The 24,918-nt window shown below is 75.1% G+C and carries 19 protein-coding genes; 7 read left to right on the plus strand and 12 right to left on the minus strand.

All coding sequences use genetic code 11. The features are described 5' to 3' along the window. Positions 1–99: 99 nt before the first annotated feature. The 3 genes from ACI79O_RS21385 to ACI79O_RS21395 all read left to right on the plus strand — a co-directional run bounded on the left by ACI79O_RS21385 (position 100) and on the right by ACI79O_RS21395 (position 3,350). Positions 100–291, plus strand: a complete 192-nt coding sequence (locus ACI79O_RS21385) for a hypothetical protein (protein WP_456892830.1) — start codon at positions 100–102, stop codon at positions 289–291. 68 nt (positions 292–359) lie between these two features. Continuing rightward, positions 360–1,877: a serine hydrolase domain-containing protein gene (locus ACI79O_RS21390; RefSeq protein ID WP_456915151.1), complete on the plus strand. Its 1,518-nt coding sequence runs from the start codon at positions 360–362 to the stop codon at positions 1,875–1,877. Between the two features lie 66 nt (positions 1,878–1,943). Beyond that, on the plus strand, positions 1,944–3,350 hold the full coding sequence (locus tag ACI79O_RS21395) for a wax ester/triacylglycerol synthase family O-acyltransferase (protein WP_456915152.1): 1,407 nt from the start codon (positions 1,944–1,946) through the stop codon (positions 3,348–3,350). Between the two features lie 574 nt (positions 3,351–3,924). Here the strand turns inward: ACI79O_RS21395 and ACI79O_RS21400 are convergent. Further along, positions 3,925–4,212, minus strand: a complete 288-nt coding sequence (locus ACI79O_RS21400) for a hypothetical protein (protein WP_456915153.1) — start codon at positions 4,210–4,212, stop codon at positions 3,925–3,927. A 394-nt stretch (positions 4,213–4,606) separates the two neighbouring features. Next, positions 4,607–6,040 (minus strand): type I glutamate--ammonia ligase, encoded by a 1,434-nt coding sequence (gene glnA, locus ACI79O_RS21405; protein WP_456875474.1) that lies wholly within the window; start codon positions 6,038–6,040, stop codon positions 4,607–4,609. A 198-nt stretch (positions 6,041–6,238) separates the two neighbouring features. Between glnA and ACI79O_RS21410 the strand changes: the two genes are divergently transcribed. Both ACI79O_RS21410 and ACI79O_RS21415 read left to right on the plus strand, forming a co-directional pair. Further along, positions 6,239–6,661 (plus strand): RDD family protein, encoded by a 423-nt coding sequence (locus ACI79O_RS21410; RefSeq protein ID WP_456875475.1) that lies wholly within the window; start codon positions 6,239–6,241, stop codon positions 6,659–6,661. 1 nt (position 6,662) lies between these two features. Beyond that, on the plus strand, positions 6,663–7,160 hold the full coding sequence (locus ACI79O_RS21415) for a GNAT family N-acetyltransferase (RefSeq protein WP_456915154.1): 498 nt from the start codon (positions 6,663–6,665) through the stop codon (positions 7,158–7,160). A gap of 26 nt (positions 7,161–7,186) precedes the next feature. Here the strand turns inward: ACI79O_RS21415 and ACI79O_RS21420 are convergent, their stop codons facing one another. The 4 genes from ACI79O_RS21420 to ACI79O_RS21435 all read right to left on the minus strand — a co-directional run bounded on the left by ACI79O_RS21420 (position 7,187) and on the right by ACI79O_RS21435 (position 12,683). Next, on the minus strand, positions 7,187–8,068 hold the full coding sequence (locus ACI79O_RS21420) for a DUF4191 domain-containing protein (protein ID WP_456915155.1): 882 nt from the start codon (positions 8,066–8,068) through the stop codon (positions 7,187–7,189). Between the two features lie 65 nt (positions 8,069–8,133). Continuing rightward, positions 8,134–9,105 (minus strand): lipoyl synthase, encoded by a 972-nt coding sequence (gene lipA / locus ACI79O_RS21425; protein ID WP_456915156.1) that lies wholly within the window; start codon positions 9,103–9,105, stop codon positions 8,134–8,136. Positions 9,106–9,188: 83 nt separating this feature from the next. Next, positions 9,189–10,307, minus strand: a complete 1,119-nt coding sequence (locus ACI79O_RS21430) for a hypothetical protein (RefSeq protein WP_456915157.1) — start codon at positions 10,305–10,307, stop codon at positions 9,189–9,191. A gap of 99 nt (positions 10,308–10,406) precedes the next feature. Then, on the minus strand, positions 10,407–12,683 hold the full coding sequence (locus ACI79O_RS21435) for a putative bifunctional diguanylate cyclase/phosphodiesterase (protein WP_456915158.1): 2,277 nt from the start codon (positions 12,681–12,683) through the stop codon (positions 10,407–10,409). Between the two features lie 215 nt (positions 12,684–12,898). Between ACI79O_RS21435 and leuS the strand changes: the two genes are divergently transcribed. After that, positions 12,899–15,790 (plus strand): leucine--tRNA ligase, encoded by a 2,892-nt coding sequence (gene leuS / locus ACI79O_RS21440; RefSeq protein WP_456915159.1) that lies wholly within the window; start codon positions 12,899–12,901, stop codon positions 15,788–15,790. A gap of 38 nt (positions 15,791–15,828) precedes the next feature. Here leuS and lipB read toward each other — a convergent pair whose 3' ends face one another. The 3 genes from lipB to ACI79O_RS21455 form a co-directional block, all read right to left on the minus strand. Next, a complete protein-coding gene (gene lipB / locus ACI79O_RS21445) occupies positions 15,829–16,482 on the minus strand; it encodes a lipoyl(octanoyl) transferase LipB (RefSeq protein WP_456915160.1) in 654 nt (217 codons plus the stop codon). 76 nt (positions 16,483–16,558) lie between these two features. Next, positions 16,559–17,293 (minus strand): Type 1 glutamine amidotransferase-like domain-containing protein, encoded by a 735-nt coding sequence (locus tag ACI79O_RS21450; protein WP_456915161.1) that lies wholly within the window; start codon positions 17,291–17,293, stop codon positions 16,559–16,561. Continuing rightward, positions 17,293–18,540 carry an NAD(P)/FAD-dependent oxidoreductase gene (locus ACI79O_RS21455; RefSeq protein ID WP_456892854.1) on the minus strand — a complete coding sequence of 416 codons (1,248 nt, stop codon included), beginning with the start codon at positions 18,538–18,540 and terminating at the stop codon, positions 17,293–17,295. Before ACI79O_RS21455 ends, ACI79O_RS21450 begins: the two co-directional genes overlap by 1 nt. A gap of 120 nt (positions 18,541–18,660) precedes the next feature. Between ACI79O_RS21455 and ACI79O_RS21460 the strand changes: the two genes are divergently transcribed. Continuing rightward, complete coding sequence (locus ACI79O_RS21460; RefSeq protein ID WP_456915162.1) at positions 18,661–20,415, plus strand: serine/threonine-protein kinase; 1,755 nt, start codon at positions 18,661–18,663, stop codon at positions 20,413–20,415. A 4-nt stretch (positions 20,416–20,419) separates the two neighbouring features. Here ACI79O_RS21460 and ACI79O_RS21465 read toward each other — a convergent pair whose 3' ends face one another. From ACI79O_RS21465 to lpdA, 3 genes are all read right to left on the minus strand, one after another. Next, complete coding sequence (locus ACI79O_RS21465; RefSeq protein WP_456915163.1) at positions 20,420–21,331, minus strand: TIGR01777 family oxidoreductase; 912 nt, start codon at positions 21,329–21,331, stop codon at positions 20,420–20,422. Between the two features lie 72 nt (positions 21,332–21,403). After that, positions 21,404–23,332 (minus strand): 2-oxoglutarate dehydrogenase, E2 component, dihydrolipoamide succinyltransferase, encoded by a 1,929-nt coding sequence (gene sucB, locus ACI79O_RS21470; protein ID WP_456915164.1) that lies wholly within the window; start codon positions 23,330–23,332, stop codon positions 21,404–21,406. 66 nt (positions 23,333–23,398) lie between these two features. Then, positions 23,399–24,778, minus strand: a complete 1,380-nt coding sequence (gene lpdA / locus ACI79O_RS21475; RefSeq protein WP_456915165.1) for a dihydrolipoyl dehydrogenase — start codon at positions 24,776–24,778, stop codon at positions 23,399–23,401. Between the last annotated feature and the right edge of the window lie 140 nt (positions 24,779–24,918).

Below are 24,918 nucleotides of genomic sequence, written 5' to 3' on the forward strand. Positions count from 1 at the left end.
CACCCCCCGCCCTTGGGGGTGGCGCGGGTCACCCCCCAGACCCGGGGGCGGGGCCCCCCCCCCGGCGGCGCCCGCCCCGCCCCCGACACCGTGCGCAGCATGCGCATGGCGATCGCGGTCAACGCGCTCGGCCTGCCCGCGGCGGCCGTGCCCGTCGGCGTCGCGGACGGGCTGCCCCAGGTGGTGCAGGTCATCGGCCCGCGCCATCGCGAGGACCTGTGCCTGGACGCCGCGGCGGCCCTGGAGGACCGGCTCGGGATCCTCACCCCCATCGACCCGCGACAGCCCTGACAGATCCGCGCCGCCGAGAGGAGCAGCCGCATGCCACCACCCTCGACGTGGACCGCAGCGAGCCGGCCGTGACGGAGCCCGACCTCCACCGCGCGATCGCGAGGGTGCTGCGCCGCTGGCCCTCGGCCGGAGTGGCGGTCGCCGTCGTCCGCGACGGCTTCCCGCCGCGGTTCCTCGGCCACGGCGTGGCCGACGTCTCCTCCGGCCGCCCGGTCGGCGAGCGCACCGTGTTCCGTGTCGGCTCGCTGACGAAGGTCCTCACCGCGGTCGCGGTGGTGCAGCTGGTCGAGCAGGGCGTGGTCGACCTCGACGCACCGGCCGCCGACCACCTCCGGGCCTTCCGGCTCGTCCCGACCAGGGCCGGTGTCCGGCAACCCACGGTGCGCCACCTGCTCACCCACACCGGCGGCGTCGGGTACTGGCGGCGGCGGTCCGACCTGCTGCGGCACCCGGGCGTCGGCTCCGGGGACGTCGCCCGCTCGATCGTGCCGCCGGCCGAGTTCTACCGCGACGGCCTGCCCGTCGACGTGCAGCCCGGGACGAGATGGGCCTACAGCAACCACGGCTTCGCCACGCTCGGCCAGATCGTGGAGGACGTCTCCGGCGAACCGCTGGACAGGTACCTGCGCGAACACGTCTTCGGCCCGCTGGGGATGGCGGACACCGAGCTGGTCCTCACCGAGCGGCTGCGCGTCCAGCTGGCCACCGGGTACACGCTGCGTCGCGGCCGGCTGTCGGCGGTGCGCTCCCGGGAGGTGCCCACGCCCGGCAGTGGCGGCGCCTGCTCGACCGCCCCGGACATGGCGCGTCTCGTGGCGGCGATGCTGCACGGCGGCGCCGGCGAGCACGGCCGGGTGCTCGCCGCGGAGAGCGTCGCGTCGATGTTCCGCCCGCACTTCCGGCCCGATCCGCGGATGGCCGGCATGGGCCTGGCCTTCGACCGGCACGAGGAGCGGGGCCAGACGCTCGTCGGCAAGACCGGCATCCTCTCGGGCTTCCTGTCGGCGATCGGGATGGCGCCCGACGAGGGGGTCGGCGTCGTCGTCCTGGGCAACACCGGCGGGCTGGACGCCCGGGGCGCGCCCGCGCCGCTCGCCGACGCGCTGATGCGGCTCCTGGCCGGGCTGCCGGAGGACCCCGTCCGCGACGACGTCCCCCCGCACCCGGAGGTGTGGCCGGCGCTGTGCGGCTGGTACGCCCCGGACGCCGGCCCGATCACCAACCTGTTCCCCCGGGTGGCGATGGGCGCGGGCGTGGAGGTGGCCGTCCGGCACCGGCAGCTGGTGCTGACCCCGCTGACGCCGGTGCCGGGGATGCGCACCGCGATGGTGCTGCACCCCGACGATCCGGACGACCCGCGGGTGTACCACGTCGCACACCCGCAGTTCGGCTGGAACCTGCGCGTCGTGTTCACCGAGGACGACCCGCCGCGGCTGTTCCACGACCTGATGTCGTTCGAGAAGCGACCCGACTGGCAGAACCCGCGGCGGTGGGCCACGGGCGCCGCCGGAGCCGCCGTCGCGACCGCCCTCGCTCGCCTGCCCAGAGGGGCGACACGACCGCCGGCCGGGGGGCATGCCCGGTGAGGTGAGATGGACAGGTCGACGGCGCAGGACCGGATGGGCCTGTAGCCCGACGAGCTGGGCTGGCCGTTGGACATCGGTGCAGTGGCCGTTCTCGACGGCGCCCGACTGCTGGATGCCGACGACCGGCTGCGCCTCGACGCCGTCCGGGAAGCGGTCGCCCGCCGCCTGCCCGAGGTGCCGAGACTCCGCCGGACGCTGCTCACGCCGCGGTGGTTCCTGGGCGGACCGCTGTGGGTGGACGCGCCCCGGCTCGCACTGGCGGACCACGTGCACGAGGTCGGGCTGCCGCCGCCCGGCGGCGAGCGACAGTTGCTCGACGCGGTGGAGGAACTGCGCGCCCGGCCGTTCGACCGGTCCCGGCCGCTGTGGCAGACGTGGTTCCTCACCGGGCTGCCGCAGCGGCGGGTGGGCGTCTACATCCGGGTGCACCACGCGATCGCCGACGGCGTGGCCGGGGTGGCGACGCTGGGCGCGCTGTTCGACGCCGTGCCGGACCCGCCGTCGCCGCCCGCCGTGGAGTGGACGACGGCGCAGCCGCCCGCGGCCGGTGAGCTGCTGCGGGACCACCTGCGCCGCCGCGGCCGGACGGTGCGCCGCGCGCTGCGCGTGGCGGCCCATCCCGTCGCCACCGCCAGACGGGTGCGGGGGGCCTGGCCGGCGGCGATGGTCGGCATCCTCGGCGAACGGGCACCGCGCAGCAGTCTGAACCGCCCGATCGGCGGTCACCGGCGGCTCGTCGTCGTCCGCGCCGGTCTCGACACCGCCCGGCAGGTCGCGCACGGCCACGGCGGCAAGGTCAACGACGTGCTGCTGACCGCCGTCGCCGGCGACCTCCGGGAGCTGCTGCTCTCGCGGGACGAACCCGTCGACGGCCTGGTGCTGCGGGCGTTCGTGCCGGTGTCGCTGCACACCGAGGGCGTCGGCCGGCCGCAGGGCAATCAGGACGGGGTGATGGCGGTGCCGCTGCCGGTCGGCGAGCCCCACCCGGTGCGCCGGCTGGAGGTGATCGCCGCCGACACCCGTGCACGCAAGCAGCGCACCCGCTCGCCTGGGCTCAACGCCCTGCCCGTCGACTTCCTGCAGCGGGCCGCCGGGCGCATGGCCACCCGCCAGCGGACGTACAACCTGTCGGTCACCGACGTGCCCGGTCCGCCCCGGCGGCTCTTCCTCGCCGGCGCGCCGCTGCTGGAACTCGTCCCGGTCGTGCCGATCGGCGGGAACCTCACCCTCGGCGTCGGCGCGCTGTCCTACGCCGGGCAGCTGTCCCTCGTCGCCGTGGCCGACCGGGACACCTGCCCGGACGTCGAGGTCTTCGCCGACGGGGTGCGTACGGCGCTCCAGGACCTGGCCACCTCCGTGACATCGTCCCTCGTCCCGCCGCCCCGGGATTGGAGCGACCGAGCCCCCGAGCAGGCGGCTGGTCCTGGGGTTGCGCTGTCGCCGGGTCCGTCGTCACCACCTCCGGACCGCTGAGCGCTCGGCGCATACGGGGACGTCGGCTTGACGGGGGTCCGGCGATCGCCGTCGTGGCGGTCGTCGGTGGATGGGGCCGCGCCGGTGCGGGAGGGGCACCGGACGACCACCGCACCACTGCACCACTGCGCCACCCGGTCCTCGCCGCAGCCAGCGCGGCCCCCGTCAGGGAGAACCCTGGCGGGGACCGCGGGGAGGCTGCAGGTCAGGGGCGGTGCCGCCCCGGTCGATCAGATGTCGTAGCACATCGCGTGATCCCAGAGCTCGATCGACCATGATCGGTAGTCGCCGAAGAGGACGGTGGGCCTGTGGTCATGCCACCGAGGTCATCGGTCGCCGGTGACACCGGAGCCCGGCCCAAGGCAACGATCCTCGGGCCGGGCTCCGTTCACCTTCTGGCTCCGGCGCTGGTCAGCCACCCCAGGGACAGGGGCGCTGGGCTGCCATGGCTCCGGGCGTGCAATATGCCGCGCCCAGCCGGCGGGTCCCGGTGACGTTGACGCCCGGCGTTGCCAACCAGACAGGTGCGCGCCTCGGAAGGGTGTGCTCAGGGCGGATGTCGGGGGAATGGACGTCAGGCTGTGGCAACGACGTCGTAGATCTCAGGCGCTTCCAGTCGGACGCCGAGGTCGTGGATCTGGGACACGACGGGGCCGAGCGCTTCCCGCGGAAAGTTCGCCGAATCCTCGTCCTGCCAAGTGCTGATCGCCACCGAGGTGCCAGCCTGACGGTTCAGCGCGCCTTGGAAGGAGACGAATCCCGGCTGCTTCTTGATGACGTCGGCGGAGGCTTCAGTCAGCGCGATGAGCTGCTCCTCGCTCGTGCTGGGGTCGAAGGTCCCGCGAGTGATCCGCACCTTCATGAGACGGTCCTCCGGGTTCAGGTGGGTGGGGGGCGTCCCACTCTCTTCCCGGTGCCGCTTCCGCGCCAGCCCCGGGTGCGCCGCTCCTCGACTGCTGTCCCGCGATCCGGCCGAGGACCTCAGCAGTCCCTCGTGGCGGCAGCAGTCCTCCCTGCGGCCGCACGGACAACCCCGTCGAGGCGGAGCCCCGCCGGAGCGGACCAACGCCAGCGGGACTCCGTTCACGTGCTGGCGTCCGGCGTTGGCCGGGCCACCCCAAGGGGCAGGGGCGTAGGGCTTCCATCGCTGAGGCGTCGTCCCGTTGAGGCGCGCCGAGGGCTCCTGAGACACCGCTGAGACATGAGAGGGGCCTGACCCGGACGACGACAGTCCGGGCCAGGCCGCCTTGTGGGACTCAGATGTCGTAGTACATCGCGAACTCGTGCGGGTGCGGGCGCAGGCGGATCGGGTCGATCTCGTTCTCCCGCTTGTACTCGATCCACGTCTCGATCAGGTCGGGCGTGAAGACCCCGCCGTCGACCAGGTACTCGTGGTCGGTCTCGAGGTTGTCGAGGACGGCGTCGAGCGACGCGGGCACCTTCTCGATGCCCAGGGCCTCCTCGGGCGGCAGCTCGTAGAGGTCCTTGTCCACCGGCGCGGGCGGCTCGATCTTGTTCTTGATGCCGTCGAGGCCGGCCATGAGCATCGCCGAGAAGGCGAGGTAGGGGTTGGCCGACGGGTCGGGCACGCGGAACTCGATGCGCTTGGCCTTGGGGCTGTCCCCGGAGATCGGGATGCGACAGCAGGCCGAGCGGTTGCGGGCCGAGTAGACCAGGTTGATCGGCGCCTCGTAGCCCGGCACGAGGCGGTGGTAGCTGTTGGTCGTCGGGTTGGTGAAGGCCAGCAGCGACGGGGCGTGGGCCAGCAGGCCGCCGATGTAGTGGCGGGCGGTGTCGGACAGGCCCGCGTACCCGGTCTCGGCGTGGAAGAGCGGCTCGCCGTCCTTCCAGAGGCTCTGGTGGCAGTGCATGCCGGAACCGTTGTCGCCGAACAGCGGCTTGGGCATGAAGGTCGCCGACTTGCCGGCCGCCCAGGCGGTGTTCTTGATGACGTACTTGAACAGCATCAGGCTGTCGGCGGCCGCCAGCAGGGTGTCGAACTTGTAGTTGATCTCCGCCTGGCCGGCGGTGCCCACCTCGTGGTGCCCGCGCTCGAGCTGGAGGCCGCAGGCCTCGAGGTTCTTCATCATCGAGGCGCGCAGGTCGCTGTAGTGGTCGTAGGGCTCGACCGGGAAGTAGCCACCCTTGGCCCGGGTCTTGTAGCCCAGGTTGGGGCCGCCGTTGACGCCGGTCAGCGAGCCGGAGTTCCACGACCCCTCGACCGAGTCGATGTGGTAGTAGCCCTCGTTGATGCCGGTCGAGTGGCGGATGGAGTCGAAGACGTAGAACTCCGCCTCCGGGCCGAAGTAGGCGGTGTCGGCGATGCCGCTGCTGGCCAGGTACGCCTCGGCCTTCTTCGCCACGTTCCGCGGGTCGCGGGAGTAGGCCTCCCGCGTGATCGGGTCGTGGATGAAGAAGTTCACGTTCAGCGTCTTGTGCTGCCGGAACGGGTCGACGAACGCGCTCTTGGCGTCCGGCAGCAGCAGCATGTCCGACTCGTTGATGGCCTGGAAACCGCGGATCGACGAGCCGTCGAAGCCCAGGCCATCGGAGAAGGTGTCCTCGCCGAACGTCGACGCCGGGATGGTGAAGTGCTGCATGACGCCGGGCAGGTCGCAGAAGCGCACGTCGACGAACTCGACGTCGTTGTCGCGGATGTAGGCGGCGACCTCGTCGGGACTGGTGAACATCGATCCTCCGGGAGTGGGCGGACAGCCGCTCGCACGCTATGGCCGGGGGGTTGCCCGGCGGTGTCCCGTCTGTTTCGGGGCGGTAACAACGGCGCCGGCGTGTCGCAGTGAGGTCCTGGAACGGCCCTCCTGCAGGGGCCCGCGCCGAGCGGAGCGAGGCGTGGGGGGCAGGAGGGTCCTTTCACTACGCTGGTGGGCATGGTCAGGGACGCGCAGCCACCCTCTCAGGAGCGACGGCGGGGCGCCTCCCTGGGCCTGCCCGCCGACGGTCCGGGGTCGCTCGCGCCCTTCGGCACCCGGGTCCTGGCGTTCCTGGTCGACGCGTTCCTCTCCGCCGTCGTCGCCGGCCTGTTCACCGCACCCGACCTGCCGGGCAACTGGAGCCTGCTGTCGTTCGCGGTCGTGTACGTCGTCTTCCTCGTGGCGCTCGGGCAGACGCCGGGCATGCGGCTGCTGGGGCTGCGGCTGGCCCACCCGAACCCGGCGGCCCGGCTGGCGCTCTGGCGGGCGGTCGTGCGCACCGGGCTGCTCGTGCTGCTGGTGCCCGCGCTCGTCGTCGACTCCGACGGCCGCGGCCTGCACGACCGGCTGACCGACACCGCCGTCGTCCGCGATCGCTGACGTGATCGTCCGCCGGGAGCGGCCCGCCGAGCACGCGGCCGTGGAGGCCCTGCACCGGGCGGCGTTCCCCACGGACGCCGAGGCCCGGCTGGTCGGCGAGCTGCGGGAGGACGCCGGCTTCCTGCCGCACCTGTCGCTCGTCGCGGTCGACGGTGACGACGTCGTCGGGCACGTGATCGCCACCCGCGGCTGGATCGAACCCCTGGGCGCCCCGGCCCTCGGCCTCGGTCCGATCGGCGTGCGGCCGGAGCGGCAGCGGCGGGGCGTCGGCACGGTGCTCGTGCACGCGCTGGTCGCCGTCGCGGAGGCAGCGGGGGAGTCGGTGGTCGCGCTGCTCGGGGACCCGGCCTACTACGCGCGCGCCGGCTTCGTCCGGGCCTCCGACCTCGGCATCGAGCCGCCGGACCCGGCCTGGGGAGTGCACTTCCAGGCCCGCCGCCTGGCCGGCCCGGAGCAGCGCGGCACGTTCCGCTACGCCGAGCCCTTCAGCCGGCTCTGACGGCCTCCCTGCGGGAGACCCTCCGTCTAGCGGCGGCGGACCTGCCGCTGGCTGACCGTCATCTGCCGGCCGCCGGGCAGCGGGCCGCCGGGGACGGGCATCCGGGCGCCGCCGAGGGCGGCCATCCGCCGGCCGAGGCTGTTGACCTCGGCGGCGGAGAGGTTGCGCGGCAGCTTCATCACGTGGGTGCTGAGCTTGCGCAGGGGGACCTGGCCCTCCCCGTCGCCCACCATGATGTCGTAGATCGGGGTGTCGCCGACGACGCGGGCGATCTTCTTCTTCTCCTGGGCGATCAGGCCGCGGACCCGCGCGGGGGAGCCCTCGCCGACCAGGACGATCCCGGGCCGGCCGAGCACCCGGTGGACGGCGTCGAGCTGGGCGGTGCCGGCGACGCCGGCGCTGACCCGCCAGTCGCCGCGCATGCCCTCGAGCACCCACGCCGCGGCGCCGGGCTGGCCCTCCACCTGGCGGTAGGCCGACCCCTGCGCCCGGCGGCCGAAGACGATCATGGCGGCGAGCAGGCCGAGGATGAGGGCCAGCGGCAGGAGGAGGAAGGGGGCGCCGAAGAGGATCGCCACCAGCTCGACGACGCCGGCCACCGCCACGAAGGCGATGAGCATCAGCCAGGGCAGCTTCGGGTCGTTCTTGCGCGTCAGCGAGTAGGCCTGCCGGATCATGCGGACCTGGTTGCCGACCCGCTTGAGCCGGCCGACCTTCGGCTGGCCGTCCTTGCCGAGCTTGGGGGCCTTGCCGGCCTTCGCGGCCCGGCCGCCCTCGCCCTTGCCGCCGGCCGCGGTGGCGCCCGACGCGGTGGCACCGCCCGTCGACCGGCCGCGCCCGGCCGTGCCGGGACCGCGCCCCGCCTTGCCGGTCGGGGCGGGGGAGTCCGTGGGCTTGCTGCGTGCCATGTCCCCAGGATAAGGGCGCGCGGGCGGGCTCCCGGGGGACCGGCGGGCCGAGCAGCCCCGAGGGGTCAGACCGAGCGGGTCAGGCCGCGGGCCTCGACGGCCTGCTGGTAGAGCCGTCCGGCCCGGTAGGAGCTGCGCACCAGCGGCCCGGCGAGCACGCCGGGGAAGCCGATCTCCTCGGCCTGCCGCTGGAAGTCGACGAACTCGTCGGGCTTCACCCAGCGGACGACGGGGTGGTGCCGCGGCGAGGGGCGCAGGTACTGGGTGATGGTCAGCAGGTCGCAGCCGGCCTCGTGCAGGGCGTGCATGGTCTCCACGACCTCGTGCGGCTCCTCGCCCATGCCCAGGATGAGGTTGGACTTGGTGACCAGGCCGGCCTCGCGGGCCGCGGTGATGACCGCCAGCGACCGCTCGAAGCGGAACCCCGGGCGGATCCGCTTGAAGATCCGCGGCACGGTCTCGACGTTGTGGGCGAGCACCTCGGGCCGGGAGGAGAAGACCTCGGCGAGCTGGGCCGGGTCGGCGTTGAAGTCGGGGATGAGCAGCTCGACGCCGCAGCCGGGGACGGCGGCGTGGATCTGCCGCACGGTCTCGGCGTAGAGCCACGCGCCGCCGTCGGGCAGGTCGTCGCGCGCGACACCGGTGACCGTGGCGTACTTCAGCTGCATGGTCGCGACGCTCTCGGCCACGCGGCGGGGCTCGTCGGTGTCGAGGTCGGCGGGCTTGCCGGTGTCGATCTGGCAGAAGTCGCAGCGCCGGGTGCACTGGTCACCGCCGATGAGGAAGGTGGCCTCCCGGTCCTCCCAGCACTCGTAGATGTTGGGGCACCCGGCCTCTTCGCAGACGGTGTGCAGGCCCTCGCGGCGGACGAGCGACCTCAGCTCGGTGAACTCCGGCCCGGTCCGGAGCCGGGTCTTGATCCACTCGGGCTTGCGCTCGATGGGGACCTGGCTGTTGCGCACCTCGAGGCGCAACAGCTTCCGTCCGGCGGGCTCGACCTTCGCGGGGGAGGGGGTGGGGGCCGCCGTCTCGGTCATGACCTGCACGGTACCCCCGGACGCGCACCGCCCCCGCGGCCACGAGGGACGGCGGGGGCGGTACGGAACGGCTCCGGGGAGGCTCAGGCCTGCCCGGCCGCGGGGCCTGCGGTCGGACCCTCCTGCGCGCCGCCGCCGCTGGTGAACGGCTCGGGAGCGGTCTGCGTGGGGTCAGTGTCGCCGGCGTCGTCGTCACCGGCCACGTTCTGGGCGTCGCGGATGCCCATGTCGGACTCGGCGGGTGCCGAGTCGCCGGCGACGAACATCGCGTCGGAGACGGTCTTGCCGGACTGGTCGTTGCTCGGGGAGCTGGGCACGGGGTCCTCTCGGTAGCTGGGTACGGGCCCGTCACCGGCGGGAGCCGGCGTCCACGGGTCCTCCTTCTTGCGGCGCATCAGCACCGTCGCCGCGGCGACCGCCGCGACCACGGCCAGCAGCCACGGCCAACGCCGCGGCTCCGGCTGCGTACCCACCGAACGGCTGATCCTCCCGGCCTTCCGCGCGGTCTTCCTCTTGGCCTTCCTCGTCCTCACCGCTGCCCTCCTCCCGGCCTTCGCCGTCCCGCCGACGAGCTCGGCGCGGCGGTGCTCGAGCTCGCCCAGCGCGGTGCCGACGCCGGCAACGAGGCTGTCGCGGGCGCTGCCCAGCGCCGGGACGACGGTGTCGCGGGCGGCCGCGACGCGGGGGGCGACCTCGGTGGCCAGCGCGGCGCGGGTCGCCTCCTGCGCGGCCTCCAGGCGCGGCGCCAGGTCGGCGGCGGCCCGGGCCGCCGCCGCGCCCGCGGCGGTCAGCGCCGCGGTGACCGCGGGACCGGCGGTGTCGCGGGCCACCACGACGCGGGGGGTGAGCGCCTCGACGGCGGCGTCGACCTTCTCGCGGGCCAGCTCCAGCGCGGGGGTGGCGGCGTCGCGGGCGGCGTCCACGCGCGGGGCCAGCGCCTCCAGCGCGGAGCTGACGGCGGGGGCGGCGACGGCGACCGCCGCGGCCACCTTCGGGGCGACCGCCACGCGGGCGGCGTCCAGGACCGGGCCGGCCGTCTCACGGGCGGCGTCGACGCGGGGGGCCAGCTGCTCCGCGGCGGCCCGGCGGGCCTCGGTGACGGCGGCCCCGAGGTGGATCAGGCTCTCCTGGAGCTCGGCCCCGATGACCTGGCCGGGGGACTCGGCCCCGACGACCTGGTTCCGGGACGGTGAGCGGAACACGGGATGTACCTCCGGGTGATCGACTCCGGCCATCCTGCCCGCTCCACCGGATCGGCACACCCCGAGCCGGCGCCGTCCGTCCGCCGCCGGCAGGCGCCGTCAGGCGCTGCGCACCAGCGGCCGGTGCTCGGCGGCCAGCCAGCGCAGCAGGTCCCCGACCGGCATCGGCCGGGCGACGGCGTAGCCCTGCGCGACGTCGCAGCCCAGGCCCGCCAGCCGGGCGGCGGTGACCTCGTCCTCGATGCCCTCGGCCACCAGGCTCAGCCCGAGGTCGTGGGCCAGCGCGACGGTGTGCCGCACGATCGCCGCGGCGCGCTCGTCGTCGGCCACGTCGGCGGTGAGGCTGCGGTCGAGCTTGAGCTCGTCGGCCGGCAGCCGGCGCAGGTAGGCCAGTGAGCTGTAACCGGTGCCGTAGTCGTCGATCGAGGTGCGCACGCCCAGGCGGCGCAGCTCGGCGAGCACGGTGCGGCCGCGCTCGGGGTCGGCCATGAGGGTGTCCTCGACCAGCTCGAGGGTCAGCGCCGCCGCGGGCAGCCCGCGGCGGGCCAGCTGCGCGCCGACCTTCCCCGGCAGGTCGAGGTCGGCCACGTTGGCCGCCGACAGGTTCACCGACACCGGGACGCCGTGGGTGTCCCACCACTGCGCGACCGCGTCGAGCGAGCGCTCCAGGACCGCGTCGGTCAGCGGGCGCAGCAGGCCGGCCTGCTCGGCGGCGGGCAGCACGGCGGCGGGGCCGAGCAGGCCGCGCTCGGGGTGGTGCCAGCGCAGCAGCGCCTCGACGCCGACCACCCGGCCGTCGTCCATGGCGACCTGCGGCTGCAGGTGGACGTCGAGCTCGCCGGCGACCAGGGCGGTGCGCAGCTCCTCCATCGTGCGCAGCCGCTCGCCCGAGCCGCTGGAGGGGTCGGGCACGTAGACGTGGACGCCGGTCCGCTCGGTCTTGGCCGCGTACATGGCGACGTCGGCGCAGCGCAGCAGCTCCTGCACGTCGTCGGCCGGGACCGGCGCGGTCGAGACGCCGATGCTCACGCCGACGTGCAGCCGGATGCCGTCGACGGTGAAGGGCCGGCGCAGCAGGTCGTGGACGACCCCGGCCCGCTCGGCGGCGGTGCCCAGGTCCGCGCGCGGCAGCAGCACGGCGAACTCGTCGCCGCCGAGGCGGGCGAGCACCTCACCAGGTCGCAGCGCGGGGGCCAGCCGCGGGCCCACCTGGCGCAGCAGCTGGTCGCCCGCGCCGTGCCCGAGGCTGTCGTTGACCTCCTTGAACCCGTCGAGGTCGAGCAGCAGCAGGGCGGCCGGGCGCGTGGTGGTGGCCACGGCGAGCACCCTGCGGGCGGTCTCGAGCAGGGCGCGGCGGTTGGGCAGGCCGGTCAGCTCGTCGGTACGGGCCTCCTGGCGGACCGCCGTGAACGTGCGGACCTCGCGGAAGGTGACCGCCGTCCGGGCCAGCGCGGCGAGCACGCAGGCGACGGCGACCCACCCGGCGCCGGCGGGCAGGTCCCCGCCGAACCCGGCCGCGAGGACGGTGAGCGCGGCCAGCGTGCCGGCCAGCGGCAGGGCCACCAGCCGCCAGGTGATCCGGACCCCGCCGTCGTCGGCGCGCGGCGCCGGGTCACCGGTGGTGCGCTGGGCGGCGACCGCGGCGCAGAGGACGCCGGCCAGCCAGACCAGCTCGAGCGGGCCCCCGTCGGTGTACCGGCCGGCGGCGCTGAGCACGAACAGGGCGGCGTCGGCCACGGCGAAGAACGCGACCGCCCCGGCGGCCAGCAGCAGCGTGCGGTCGACGTGGACGCCGAGGACGGCGCACACGCCGGCGACCACCCCCAGCAGCAGGACGTCGGCCGCCGGCCAGGCCAGTTGCAGCAGCGAGACGGTGCCGGTGGCGGCGGAGAAGGGACCGAGCACGAAGCCGATGCCGACCGCCGTCGTCCCCAGCGCGACGACGATCCCGTCGAGCCACGTGCTGGCGAGGAACCGGGTCACGCGGGCGCGGATGAAGACCAACAGCGCCACGTAGAGGCTGACGTAGGCCACCGCCACGCTGGCGTCGCCGACCAGGGAGGGCGACGTGCCGGCCTGGCCGGTCTCCAGGATGCGGACCACGTTGCCGAGGGCCCCGGCGACGAGCGTGGTCGCCAGCGCCCGCCAGCCGAGGGCCTCGCGCGGGGCCGTGCGGGCGGTCAGCCAGCACGCGGCACCGGCGGCCAGCCACGGCAGGTGGTAGACGACGACGTCGTAGACGACGTCCCACGCGGCGCCGGCGGGTCGCGGGCCCACGCCGGTGGCGAAGGCAGCCACGCCGAGGACCGCGACCAGCAGGAGGAGGTCGCGGGGACCGGCTCCCCGGAGCCGGGAGGACACCGCTGCGGGACGCACGGGTACTGCATCGGCGGGCGCGGCGGCCGGGTGCACCGGGACGCACCGGGTCCGACCCCTCCGGGTGAGACGGCGCCGCGCGCTAGGCTGGGGGTGTGACCGGCGGACGCCTGCTTCTCCGGCCGTGCTGACCTGATCGACCTGTCAGCACGGCGACCCCTCCTGTGTGAGGGGTTTTTTCATGTCCGCCGACGGATGACCCCGGGAGCACCGCGATGAGCCAGACGGCGAGCCAGCCCACCACCGAGCCTGCCGAGGAAGGGGTGCCGCCGCACCGCTACACGCCGGCGCTGGCCCAGCGGATCGAGCTGGCGTGGCAGGACCGGTGGGCGGCCGAGGGCACCTTCCACACGCCCAACCCGACGGGCCGGCTGTCCGAGGGCTTCGACCGGGTCGCCGGCCGGCCCAAGGCGTTCCTCATGGACATGTTCCCGTACCCCTCGGGTGCGGGCCTGCACGTCGGGCACCCGCTGGGCTACCTGGGCACCGACGTGACCAGCCGGTTCCGGCGCATGGACGGCGACAACGTGCTGCACCCGATGGGCTACGACGCCTTCGGTCTGCCGGCCGAGCAGTACGCCGTGCAGACCGGTCAGCACCCGCGGATCACCACCGAGGCCAACATCGCCGCCATCCGGGCGCAGCTGCGCCGCCTGGGGGTCGACCACGACGAGCGCCGCACCTTCGCCACCATCGACCCGGGCTACTACCGGTGGACCCAGTGGATCTTCCTGAAGATCTTCGGCGCCTGGTTCGACGAGGAGGCCGGCCGCGCCCGTCCCGTCGAGGAGCTGGTGGCCGAGCTGGACGCCGGCACCCGCGAGCCCGCGCCGGGCACCAACCCCCCGGGGCTGCCGTGGGCCGAGCTGGCCGACGCCGACAAGCGCCGCGTCGTCGACGCCCACCGGCTGGCCTACCGCCACGAGGCGCCGGTCAACTGGTGCCCGGGCCTGGGCACGGTGCTGTCCAACGAGGAGGTCACCCCCGACGGCCGCTCCGAGCGGGGCAACTTCCCGGTGTTCCGGCGCCCGCTGACCCAGTGGATGATGCGGATCACCGCCTACGCCGAGCGGCTGCTGGCCGACCTGGACCGGCTGGACTGGTCGGACTCGGTCAAGCAGATGCAGCGCAACTGGATCGGCCGCTCGACCGGCGCGCGGATCCGGTTCCCCGTGGGCGAGGAGTCCGTCGAGGTCTTCACCACCCGCCCCGACACGCTGTTCGGCGCGACCTACATGGTGCTGGCGCCCGAGCACCCGCTGGTCGAGACGCTGACCGCGGACGCGTGGCCCGACGGCACCGACCCGCGCTGGACCGCGGGCGCCGCGACCCCGGCCGAGGCGGTGCGGGAGTACCAGCGGCAGGCCTCGCGCCGCTCGGAGCTGGACCGGCAGAACGAGAGCCGGGAGAAGACCGGCGTCTGGCTGGGCGTCAGCGCCGTCAACCCGGTGGACGGCCGGGAGCTGCCGGTCTTCATCGCCGACTACGTGCTGACCGGGTACGGCACCGGCGCGATCATGGCGGTGCCGGGGCAGGACGTCCGCGACTGGGAGTTCGCCGAGGTGTTCGGCCTGCCGATCGTGCGGACGGTGCAGCCGCCGGCCGACTTCGACGGCGGCGCCTGGACCGGCCCCGGCCCCGCGATCAACTCGTCGAACGCGGACCTGTCCCTGGACGGCCTGGACGTCGACGCGGCCAAGGCCGCGATCGTCGAGTGGCTGGTCGCGCACGGGTACGGCGAGGCGACGACCACCTACAAGCTGCGCGACTGGCTGTTCAGCCGGCAGCGCTACTGGGGCGAGCCGTTCCCGATCGTCTACGACGAGGACGGCCTGCCGCGGGCGGTGCCCGAGTCCATGCTGCCGGTGCTGCTGCCCGAGGTCGACGACTACTCGCCCAAGACCTTCGCCGACGACGACGCCGAGTCCCAGCCCGAGCCGCCGCTGTCGCGGGTCACCGAGTGGACCACCGTGGAGCTGGACCTGGGCGACGGGCTGAAGACCTACCGTCGCGAGACCAACACGATGCCCAACTGGGCCGGGTCGTGCTGGTACTACCTGCGCTACCTGGACCCCTCCGACGACACCCAGATGGTCGACCCGAAGCTGGAGCGCTACTGGCTGGGCCCGCGCTCGCCCGGCGACGTCGGCGGGGTGGACCTCTACGTCGGCGGGATGGAGCACGCGGTGCTGCACCTGCTGTACGCGCGCTTCTGGCACAAGGTGCTGCACGACCTGGGTTACGTCTCCAGCGAGGAGCCGTTCCGGCGGCTGGTCAACCAGGGGTACATCTCCGCCTACGCCTACACCGACGAGCGCGGCTTCTACGTGCCCGCCGCCGAGGTGGTGGAGCAGGACGGGCAGTTCCTGTACGAGGGCAGGCCGGTCAACCGTGAGTACGGGAAGATCGGCAAGAGCCTGAAGAACATGGTGACGCCCGACGAGATGATCGGGGCCTACGGCGCCGACACGTTCCGGGTCTACGAGATGTCGACCGGCCCCCTGGAGCAGTCGCGGCCGTGGGACACCAAGGCCGTCATCGGCTCGCAGCGGCTGCTGCAGCGGATCTGGCGGGTCGTCGTCGACGAGGAGACCGGTGCGGTCCGCGCAGCCGACGACGCCGCCCCGTCCGACGACGTGCTGCGCGCGCTGCACCGGGCCATCGCCGGCGTGCGCGACGGCATGGCGACGCTGCGGTTCAACGTGGCCATCGCCCGCATCGCCGAGCTGACCAACGCGCTGACCGCCGCCTACGGCGCGGACTCCCCGGTGCCGCGGGCGGTGGCCGAGCCGCTGGTGCTGCTGGTCGCGCCGCTGGCGCCGCACCTGGCCGAGGAGCTGTGGGCACGGCTGGGCCACTCCGACTCGGTGGCGTGGGCGCCGTTCCCGGTCGCCGACGAGCAGTGGCTCGCCGAGGACACCGTGCAGGTCGCCGTCCAGGTCAACGGCAAGGTGCGGGCGCAGGTGACCGTGCCCGCCGACGCCGACGCGGCGGCCCTGGAGGAGGCGGCGCGGGCGGACGAGAAGGTGACCGCGCAGCTGACCGGGAAGACGGTGCGGCGGGTGGTCGCCGTCCCGGGGCGGCTGGTCAACTTCGTCGTCGGCTGACCGGTGCCGGGCGGGCGGTTGGGTGCCGCCCGCCCGGGTCACACGGCGGGAGCGAGGGTGAGGACCCGGCGCACCGCGGCCTCGACCGCGTCGATGACCTCCGCGACCGGGACGTCGCGGCCCAGCTCGGCGCTCAGCGAGGTCACGCCGGCGTCGGCGATGCCGCACGGGACCATGTTGCTGAACGCCGACATGTCGGGATCGCAGTTGAGCGCGAAGCCGTGCATGGTCACCCCGCGCGCCACCCGCACCCCGATCGCGGCGATCTTGCGCTCGGGCCGGTTGCCGGTCCCGGGTGCGTCCGCGGCCACCCACACGCCGCTGCGCCCCTCGACCTGCTGCGTGCGTACGCCGACGCCGGCGCAGACCTCCATGAGCGCGTCCTCCAGCCGCCGCACGTGGGCGACGACGTCGACCGGGTCGGGCAGCGCCACGATCGGGTAGCCGACGAGCTGGCCGGGGCCGTGCCAGGTGATCTTGCCGCCGCGGTCGACGTCGATCACCGGCGTGCCGTCGAACGGGCGCTCGTGCGGCTCGGTGCGGCGACCGGCCGTGTAGACCGACGGGTGCTCGAGGAGCAGCAGCGTGTCGGGCCCCTCGCCGGCGACCCGCGCGGCGTGGATCTCGCGCTGCCGCGCCCAGGCCTCCTCGTAGGGGACGGTGCCTGTCCGGACGACGCGCAACTCGGTCACGATCTCCAGCCTATGCCCGGCTCAGCGGAGCCTGCGGGGCTCGCACGCTCGCGACGGGCCCCTGCAGGGAGGCCGATCACCGGAGCCTGCGGGGCTCGAGGCGGGTCTCGACGGCGGTGCCGTCGGGGCCGCGCTCGACCCGGTAGGCGCTCCCGCCGGGCCGGTCGGCGACCGCCTCGACCAGCTCGGTGCCGCGGTAGACCAGGCCGACGCCGTCGTCGGTGGCGTGCCCGGCCGGCAGCGTCCCGTCGGCCACCAGCCGGTGGTAGAGCGGGCGGCGCTGCTCCTCGGAGTCGTAGTGGACCCCGTTGGACGTGGGGATCAGCCCCAGGCCGTTCGTGACCGGCCGCAGGTCCGGGCCGTAGGAGTCGGTGGTGCCGCCGACGTGCCAGCACAGCGACCCGGCCGACACCCCGCCGAGCACGACGCCGGCCCGCCAGCACTCGGCGAGCACGTCGCCCAGACCGTGCACCCGCCACACCGCGAGCAGGTTGGCTACGCTCCCGCCGCCGACCCAGACGACGTCCTGGGCGAGCAGGTGCGCCCGCACGTCGGCGACCGTGGGCATCGGGAACAGGCTCAGGTGGCTCAGCCGCACCGCACTGCCGGCGAACGCGCCGTAGACCGCCGCCAGCCGGGCCGGGTCGTCGCCGGTCGCGGTGCCCAGGTAGCACAGCCGCGGGTGCTGCGGCGCGCCCGCCAGCTCGACGGCGAGGTCGAACACCGGGCCGGGCGCCCAGTCGTAGGGGCCCCTCCCGCGGGAGTCGAAGCCGATGCTGGTGGCCAGGATCGTCGGGGCGGCGGCGGGCATCAGGCGGCTCCGGTCGCGGTGGCGGGCCGCAGCGCGCGGAGCACGGCCGCGGCGGTGCGCCGGCCGCTGGCCATGGCGCCCTGGATGGACGGGGTGTCGCGGTGGTCGCCGCACACGTACAGGCCGCCGCCGAGGTCGACCGGACGGCGGTGCCGCAGCGGGGGCAGGGCGGCCGGCTGCGCCCCGGTCACCGTGACGGTCGTCAGGTGTGCCAGGTCGCTCGCGGCGACGTCGTGCAGCCGGGCGACCTCGTCGCGGACGTCGGTCTCCCGGGTGGTCGCCAGCGAGTTGCTGGCGACCAGGGCGCGACCGTCGGGGGAGTAGGCGGGCTGGGCGTCGCTGAGGACCACGCTGTTGACCAGCCGCCCGCCCGGCGTGCCGAGGACGATCAGCGGCTCGGTCCAGGGCGAGGCCGGCAGCACGTGGTAGTGGGTGGTCACCTGCCGCGGGGCCGCGGCCTCCACGGCCGGGACCAGGCCGGCGGCGGTGTCGGGGTCGGTGGCCACGACGACGGCGTCGGCGCGGGTGCGGCCACCGTCGGTGCTGACCTCCGTGCCGGTGACCGCGGTGACCCGCACGCCGGTGTGCACCCGCCCCGCCCCGACCCGGGCGGCGAGCTGCTCGCCGATCGCCTGGATGCCCTGCGCCGGCAGGCCGGTCGCGCCGCGGGCGAAGCTGCGCCAGAGCAGGTCGAGGTAGCGGCTCGAGGTCTCCAGCCGGTCCTCGAGCAGCACGCCGGCGAGGAACGGGCCGAAGAAGCGCTCGATCGCCGTCGTCCCCACGCCGGCCTGCCGGAGGTGCTCGGCGGCCGTCGTCTCGCGGGCGGTGAGCAGGCGGGGGACCGGCCAGTAGCCCGCCCGCGCGGAGAACGCCGCGATGGCCATCTTCTCCGGCAGCGACCCGACGGGTGCGCGCAGCGTGTCCGGCAGCGCGGTGGGTACCCGGCGCGGGTCGACCACCCGGTGCGCACGGCCGCCGGCCCGGACGACGGCACCGGGCGCGAAGTAGCCCAGGCCGAGCGCGTCCAGGTCGAGGTCGGCGGCGCGGGGGTAGCCGGTGTTGAACACCTGGAACCCGCGGTCGACGACGAACCCGTCGACCCGCTCGGTGGCCAGCCGTCCGCCGACGTGCCCGGCGGCCTCGAGCACGTGGACGTCGCAGCCGGCGGCGGCCAGCCGGGTGGCCACGGACAGCCCGGCCAGGCCCGCGCCGACGACGACGACCTCGGCGCGGGACGGCGGTGGCATGGCCCGAACCTAGGTGCAGCCGACGCTGCGCACCCGTCCGGGTCGGGTGGCTGTGGACGGATCCGGCGCCTGTGGACAGCCGGAGCGGGCCGGGGGTGGATCGGCCTACCGTCCCCGGCCGTGTCCACGCTGCGCGATCCCGACGCCGACCGTCCCGACCCCGATGCGGAGACCGACGCCGGTCCCGCGGCCCCGGTCGCGCCCCCGGTGGTGCCCGGCTACCGGCTCGACCGGCTGCTCGGGAGGGGCGGTTCCGGTGAGGTGTGGCGTGCCCGTCCCCGCGACGGCGGCCCGCCGGTGGCGGTCAAGGTCCTCGTGGCCGGGGACGCCGAGCGGCAGGCGCGCGAGGCTGCCCTCCTCGGTGCGCTGGACCACCCGCACCTGGTCCGGTTGCACGAGGTGGTCCACCAGCCGCGGCGCGGCGGCCCACCCCGGGTGGCGCTCGTCCTCGACCTGCTCGAGGGCGGCAGCCTCGCGTCCCTGCTGGCCCGGCGCGGGCGACTGCGCCCCGGCGAGGTGGTGACCACGCTGGCCCCGGTCGCGGCGGCGCTCGCCCGGGCGCACGAGGAGGGCGTCGTCCACGGCGACCTCTCGCCGGGCAACGTCGTGTTCACCGCCGAGGGGCGGCCCGTGCTCACCGACCTGGGCGTGGCGCGCGTCCTGGGGGAGGAGGCGGCCGGTGAGGTCACCCCCGCCTACGTCGATCCCGCGGTGGCGCGCGGCGGTGCGCCGGGTCCGGCGTCCGACGTCTTCGGCGTGGCCGCCGCCGCTTTCCACGCACTGACCGGGGTGGCGCCCTGGAACGCGGCCACGCCGGCGGACACCCTCGCCGTCGCGGCCGCCGGCGACCTGCCCGATCTCGCCACCCTCGCGCCCGACGCGCCCCCGGCGCTGCTCGAGGTGGTCGCCCGGGGCCTGTCGGCCGATCCCCACGCCCGCGGCTCGGCCGCGGCGTTCGCCCTCGACCTGCGCCACGCCTGCCGTCCCGAGCCCGTCCGGCTGCCCCGTGCCGGCGTTCCCGACGCCGACCTCGGCCGCACCGGCCGAGGACCGCGGACCGAGCTGACCCACCAGGTCCCCGGCCGGCACCGCAGGCCCACTCCCCGGGAGGTCCGGCCCGCCGCTCGCCGCCTCCGATGGCCGGGTCGGGCGGCGCTGCGCCGCGCCGCGGCCGGTGCCGGCACGGCCGTCCTGGTCGTCGTGGCGATCTGGGGAGGCCTGGCCTGGTCGCGGTCGGGACCGGCGGCCGGGCCGGCTCCGGTGAGCGAGGCGGCCGCGACCACCGCCGACGGTCCGTCGCCGTCGCCGTCGCCGTCGCCGTCGCCGTCGCCGTCGCCGTCGCCGTCGCCGTCGCCGTCGCCGTCCCCCGTGCCGCCGGCTGCTCCGCCGGGTGGGGCGGCCTCGCCGCCGGGCCCGGCTGCGCCGCCGGGTGGGGCGGCCTCGCCGCCGGGCCCGGCTGCGCCGCCGGCCGCCGAGGAGACGGACTGGACCGCCGTCCTCACCACGCTGTACCAGCGGCGCGCCGAGGCGTTCGGCACGGGAGATGCAGCCCTGCTGGAGGAGGTCTACACCGCCGACAGCCCGCTGCTCGCCACAGACCGCGCGTACCTGGCGGCGCTGACGTCGGCAGGGGAGGTGCTGAGCGGGTTCCGGCCGACCGTCACGCAGGTGACGCTCACCGGCGAGGCCACGACCGGCGGTCCCGTGCGGGTGGAATTACTTGACAGCTGGGCGGAGTGCGCCGTCGTGTCCGCGGAGGACCCGGACGGCCCGGTGCTGCGGACCGAGCCGGGCCGGGCGCCGGTCCGCGTCGAGATGGTCCTGGTCCCCGGTCCCGGCGGGTGGCGCATCGGCTCGGCCGGCCGGCTGTCGTGACCGGTCAGCCGCGCCCGAGGGCCTCGCGCAGCGCGGACGGCAGCGTCGCGTGACGGAACCGGTAGCCGGAGGCCTGCAGCCTGGCCGGGACGGCCCGCTGCCCGGCGAGCACGCTGGAGCGCCCGAACTCGCCGAGGGCCAGCTGCAGGGCGATCGCCGGCACGGGGAGGACGGCCGGACGGGAGACGGCGGCGGCGAGGTCGCGGACGAACTCGCGGTTGGGCACCGGCTCCGGGCCGGTCAGGTTCACCGGACCGCTGACGTCACCGGCGGTCAGCAGGAACAGGATGGCGCCGATCTCGTCGGCCAGGCCGATCCACGGCCAGAACTGCCGGCCCGATCCCATGCGGCCACCCAGCCCGAGGCGGAACACCGTGCCGAGGATGCGCACCAGCATCGCGCCGCGGCCGATCACCAGACCCGTGCGCAGGGTGACCACGCGGACGCCGGCGTCGGCGGCGGGGCGGGTGGCCTCCTCCCACTGCACGCACAGGCGGGCGAGGAAGTCCTGCCCCGGCTCGGCGTCCTCCTCGACGACACGGTCGCCGGTGTCGCCGTAGTAGCCGACCGCCGACGCCGACAGCAGCACCCGCGGCCGGGACGGCTCCGCGGCGACGGCGGCGGCCAGCGCCTCGCTGACGGTGGTCGTGCTGTCGATCCGGCTGGCGACCAGGTCGCGCTTGTAGCCGGCGGTGAACGGGCGCGGGCGGATCGGCGTGCCGGCCAGGTTGACCACGGCGTCGACGTCGCGCAGCAGCACGGGGTCGACGCGCCGGTGCTGCGGGTCCCAGCGGTGCTCGTCGGCGGTGCGGGGGGTGCGACGGACCAGGCGGATGACCTCGTGCCCGTCGGCGCGCAGCGCCGGGACCAGTGCCTGACCGATGAGCCCGGAGGCCCCGGTGACCGCGATCTTCACGACTCTCCTCGTCCCCCTCGGCATGGTGGTGGCCGGGTCCCGGCACTCGTGCCGGGACCCGGCCGGGGGACGTCAGGAGAGGCCGAGCTCACCCTCGAACTGGCCGGCCTCGAGACGCTCCTTGACCGTCCCGAGGAACCGGGCGGCGTCGGCACCGTCGACGATGCGGTGGTCGTAGGTGAGCGCCAGGTACACCATCGAGCGGACCGCGATGACCTCGCCGAGGTCGGGGTCCTGGACGACCACCGGACGCTTGACCACCGAGCCGGTGCCCAGGATGGCCACCTGCGGCTGGTTGATGATCGGCGTGTCGAACAGGGCGCCACGGCTGCCGGTGTTGGTCAGCGTGAAGGTGCCCCCGCCCAGCTCGTCCGGGGTGACCTTGTTGATCCGGGTCCGCTCGGCCAGGTCGGCGATCTTGCGCGCGATGCCGCCCAGGCTGAGGTCGCCGGCGCCGTGGATGACCGGCACCAGCAGGCCGCGCTCGGTGTCGACGGCGATCCCGAGGTTCTCCGCGTCGTGGTAGGTGACCGTCCCGGCCTCGAGGTCGACCGAGGAGTTCACGGCCGGGTGGACCTTGAGCGCCTCGACGGCCGCCTTGGCGAAGAACGGCAGGAACGACAGCTTGACGCCCTCACGGGCCTGGAAGTCCCGCTTGGCCCGGTCGCGCAGCCGGGCGATACGGGTGACGTCGACCTCGACGACGGTGGTCAGCTGCGCGCTGATGGCCAGCGACTCGACCATGCGGCGCGCGATGACCCCGCGCAGGCGCGACATCTTCTCGGTGCGGCCGCGCAGCGACGGGTCCGGCTGGGCCGCCGGCGACGGCGCGGCCGGACGGCCGGCGGCGGCCGGAGCGCTCGGCGCGGCCGGGGCCTCTGCCGGCGCGGCCGACTCCGCGCCGGCCGACTCGGCGGCGGCGAGGACGTCCTGCTTGCGGATCCGCCCGCCGACGCCGGTGCCCGTGAGCGTGGAGAGGTCCACACCGTGTTCGGCGGCCAGGCGGCGGACGAGCGGGGTCACGTAGGTGCCGCCGCCGTCGGCGGGTGCCGGTGCCGCGGTCGGGGCGGGAGCGGCCGGGGCCTGCCCGCCGGACGGGGCCGGGCGGGACTGGGTCGGCGGGGTGGCCTGCTGCTCGGCGACCGTCTCCGCGGCGCCGGAGCCGTAGTCGGCACCGGCGGGGACCGACGGCGGCGGACCGGGAGGAGCGGCGGCGGGCGGCTCCTGGCGGGGGGCCGGCGGCTGCTGCACCGGCGTCTGCTGCGCGGCGGGCTCGGGCGCGGGAGCGGACGGCGCGGGTGCCCCGCCGGCGGCGCCGCTGCCGATCACCGCGAGCTGGGCACCGACCTCGACGGTCTCGTCCTCGTTGACCGCGATGGACAGCAGGGTGCCCGACACCGGCGCCGGGATCTCGGTGTCGACCTTGTCGGTGGACACCTCCAACAGCGGCTCGTCAGCGGTGACCTCGTCACCGACGGACTTCAGCCAGCGCGTCACGGTGCCCTCGGTGACGCTCTCGCCCAGCGCCGGCATGGTCACCGGGGTGCCCTGGCCGTCACCCGAGGCGGCCCCGTCCGAGGAGGCCTCGCCCGAGGAGGCCTCGCCCGAGGAGGCCTGGCCGGCCGGTGCCGTGGCGGGCTCCGGAGCCGGCCGGCTCTCCTCCGACGGGCCGGGACCGGCGTCCTCGACCTGCTCGGTCGGGGTCTGCGGCGTGGTGTCGGCGTCCTCCGCGGAGGCCGGGCCGCCACCGGCATCGCCGTCGTCCTCGCCACCGATGACCGCCAGCTCGGCGCCGACCTCGACGGTCTCGTCCTCCGCCACCAGGATCCGGGTGAGCACACCCGCCGCGGGCGAGGGGATCTCGGTGTCGACCTTGTCGGTGGACACCTCGAGGAGCGGCTCGTCGACCTCGACCTGCTCACCCTCCTGCTTGAGCCAGCGGGTGACCGTGCCCTCGGTGACGCTCTCGCCTAGGGCGGGCATGGTGACGGAGGTCGGCATCGGGAGAGGGCTCCTTCGTGGTGGCGAGGGTGGGGGAGACGGCGGCCGGCGACGCGGGGAGCGGCGTCAGCTGTGGGCGTGCAGCGGCTTGCCGGCCAGCGCGAGGTGGGCCTCGCCGATGGCCTCGCTCTGCGTCGGGTGCGGGTGGATCAGGGCGGCCACCTCGTCGGGCAGGGCCTCCCAGTTGAAGATCAGCTGCGCCTCGGCGACCAGCTCGCCGACGCGGCTGCCCACCATGTGCACGCCGACCACCGGGCCGTCCTTCTGCCGGATCAGCTTGACCGCGCCCTGGGTCTTGAGGATCTGGCTGCGGCCGTTGCCCCCGAGGTCGTAGGTGAGGGTCTCGACGTCGCCGTACTTCTCGCGGGCCTGGGCCTCGGTGAGGCCGACCGAGGCCACCTCCGGCTCGGAGTAGGTCACCCGCGGGACGCCGGCGTAGTCGATCGGGACGACCGGCAGGCCGGCGAGGCGCTCGGCGACGAGGATGCCCTCGCCGAAGCCGACGTGGGCCAGCTGCAGGGTGGGGATGAGGTCGCCGACGGCGGAGATGGTCGGGACGTTGGTCTGGCAGTACTCGTCGACCAGCACGTAGCCGCGGTCCATCGCGACGCCGGCCTCCTCGTAGCCCAGGCCCTGGCTGACCGGGCCGCGGCCGACGGCGACGAGGACGATCTCGGCCTCGAACTCCTTGCCGTTCTGCAGGCTGACCTTGACGCCGTTCTCGGTGTGCGCGACCTCCGACACCAGGTTGCCGAGCTCGAAGTTGATCTTCCGGCGGCGGAAGGCCCGCTCCAGCAGCTTGGAGGAGCTCTCGTCCTCCAGCGGGACGAGGTGCTTGAGGCCCTCGATGATCGTGACGTCGACGCCGAAGGACTTCCACGCACTGGCGAACTCGCAGCCGATGACGCCGCCGCCGAGGATGATCGCCGACGTCGGGACGCGGTCGAGCCCGAGCGCCTGCTCGCTGTCGATGACGCGGACGCCGTCGAGCTCGACGCCGGGGATGCTGCGCGAGTAGGACCCGGTGGCCAGCAGGACGTGCCGGCCCTCGTAGGTCTGCCCGTTGACCGACACGGCGGTGGGGGAGACCAGCCGGCCCTCGCCCTCGACGTACGTGATGCCGCGGCTCTTGATCAGGCCCTGCAGGCCCTTGTACAGCCGCGCGATGACGCCGTCCTTGTAGGCGTTGACGCCGTCCATGTCGATGCCGGCCAGCGAGGTCTTGACGCCGAACTGCTCGCCCTCGCGGGCCTGGTCGGCGATCTCACCGCTGTGCAGCAGCGCCTTGGTGGGGATGCAGCCCCGGTGCAGGCAGGTGCCGCCCACCTTGTCCTTCTCGACCAGGACGACCGACAGGCCCAGCTCCGCCGCCCGCAGCGCGGCGGCGTAGCCACCCGAGCCACCGCCGAGGATGACCAGGTCGGCAGGGGTGGTGGGTGCGCTCACGACGTGCTCCTCGTTGATCTCGGCCTGCCCCGCCCGTTCGGGCGGGGGGATGGTCCGCGCCCATCCTGCCACTCCGGCGGAGGGGCGGCTCAGGGCGCCGACCAGCGGCGGGGCGCGCGTCGCGGGCACGACGCCGGCGC

This window comes from Geodermatophilus sp. SYSU D00696 (genome assembly GCF_054050235.1).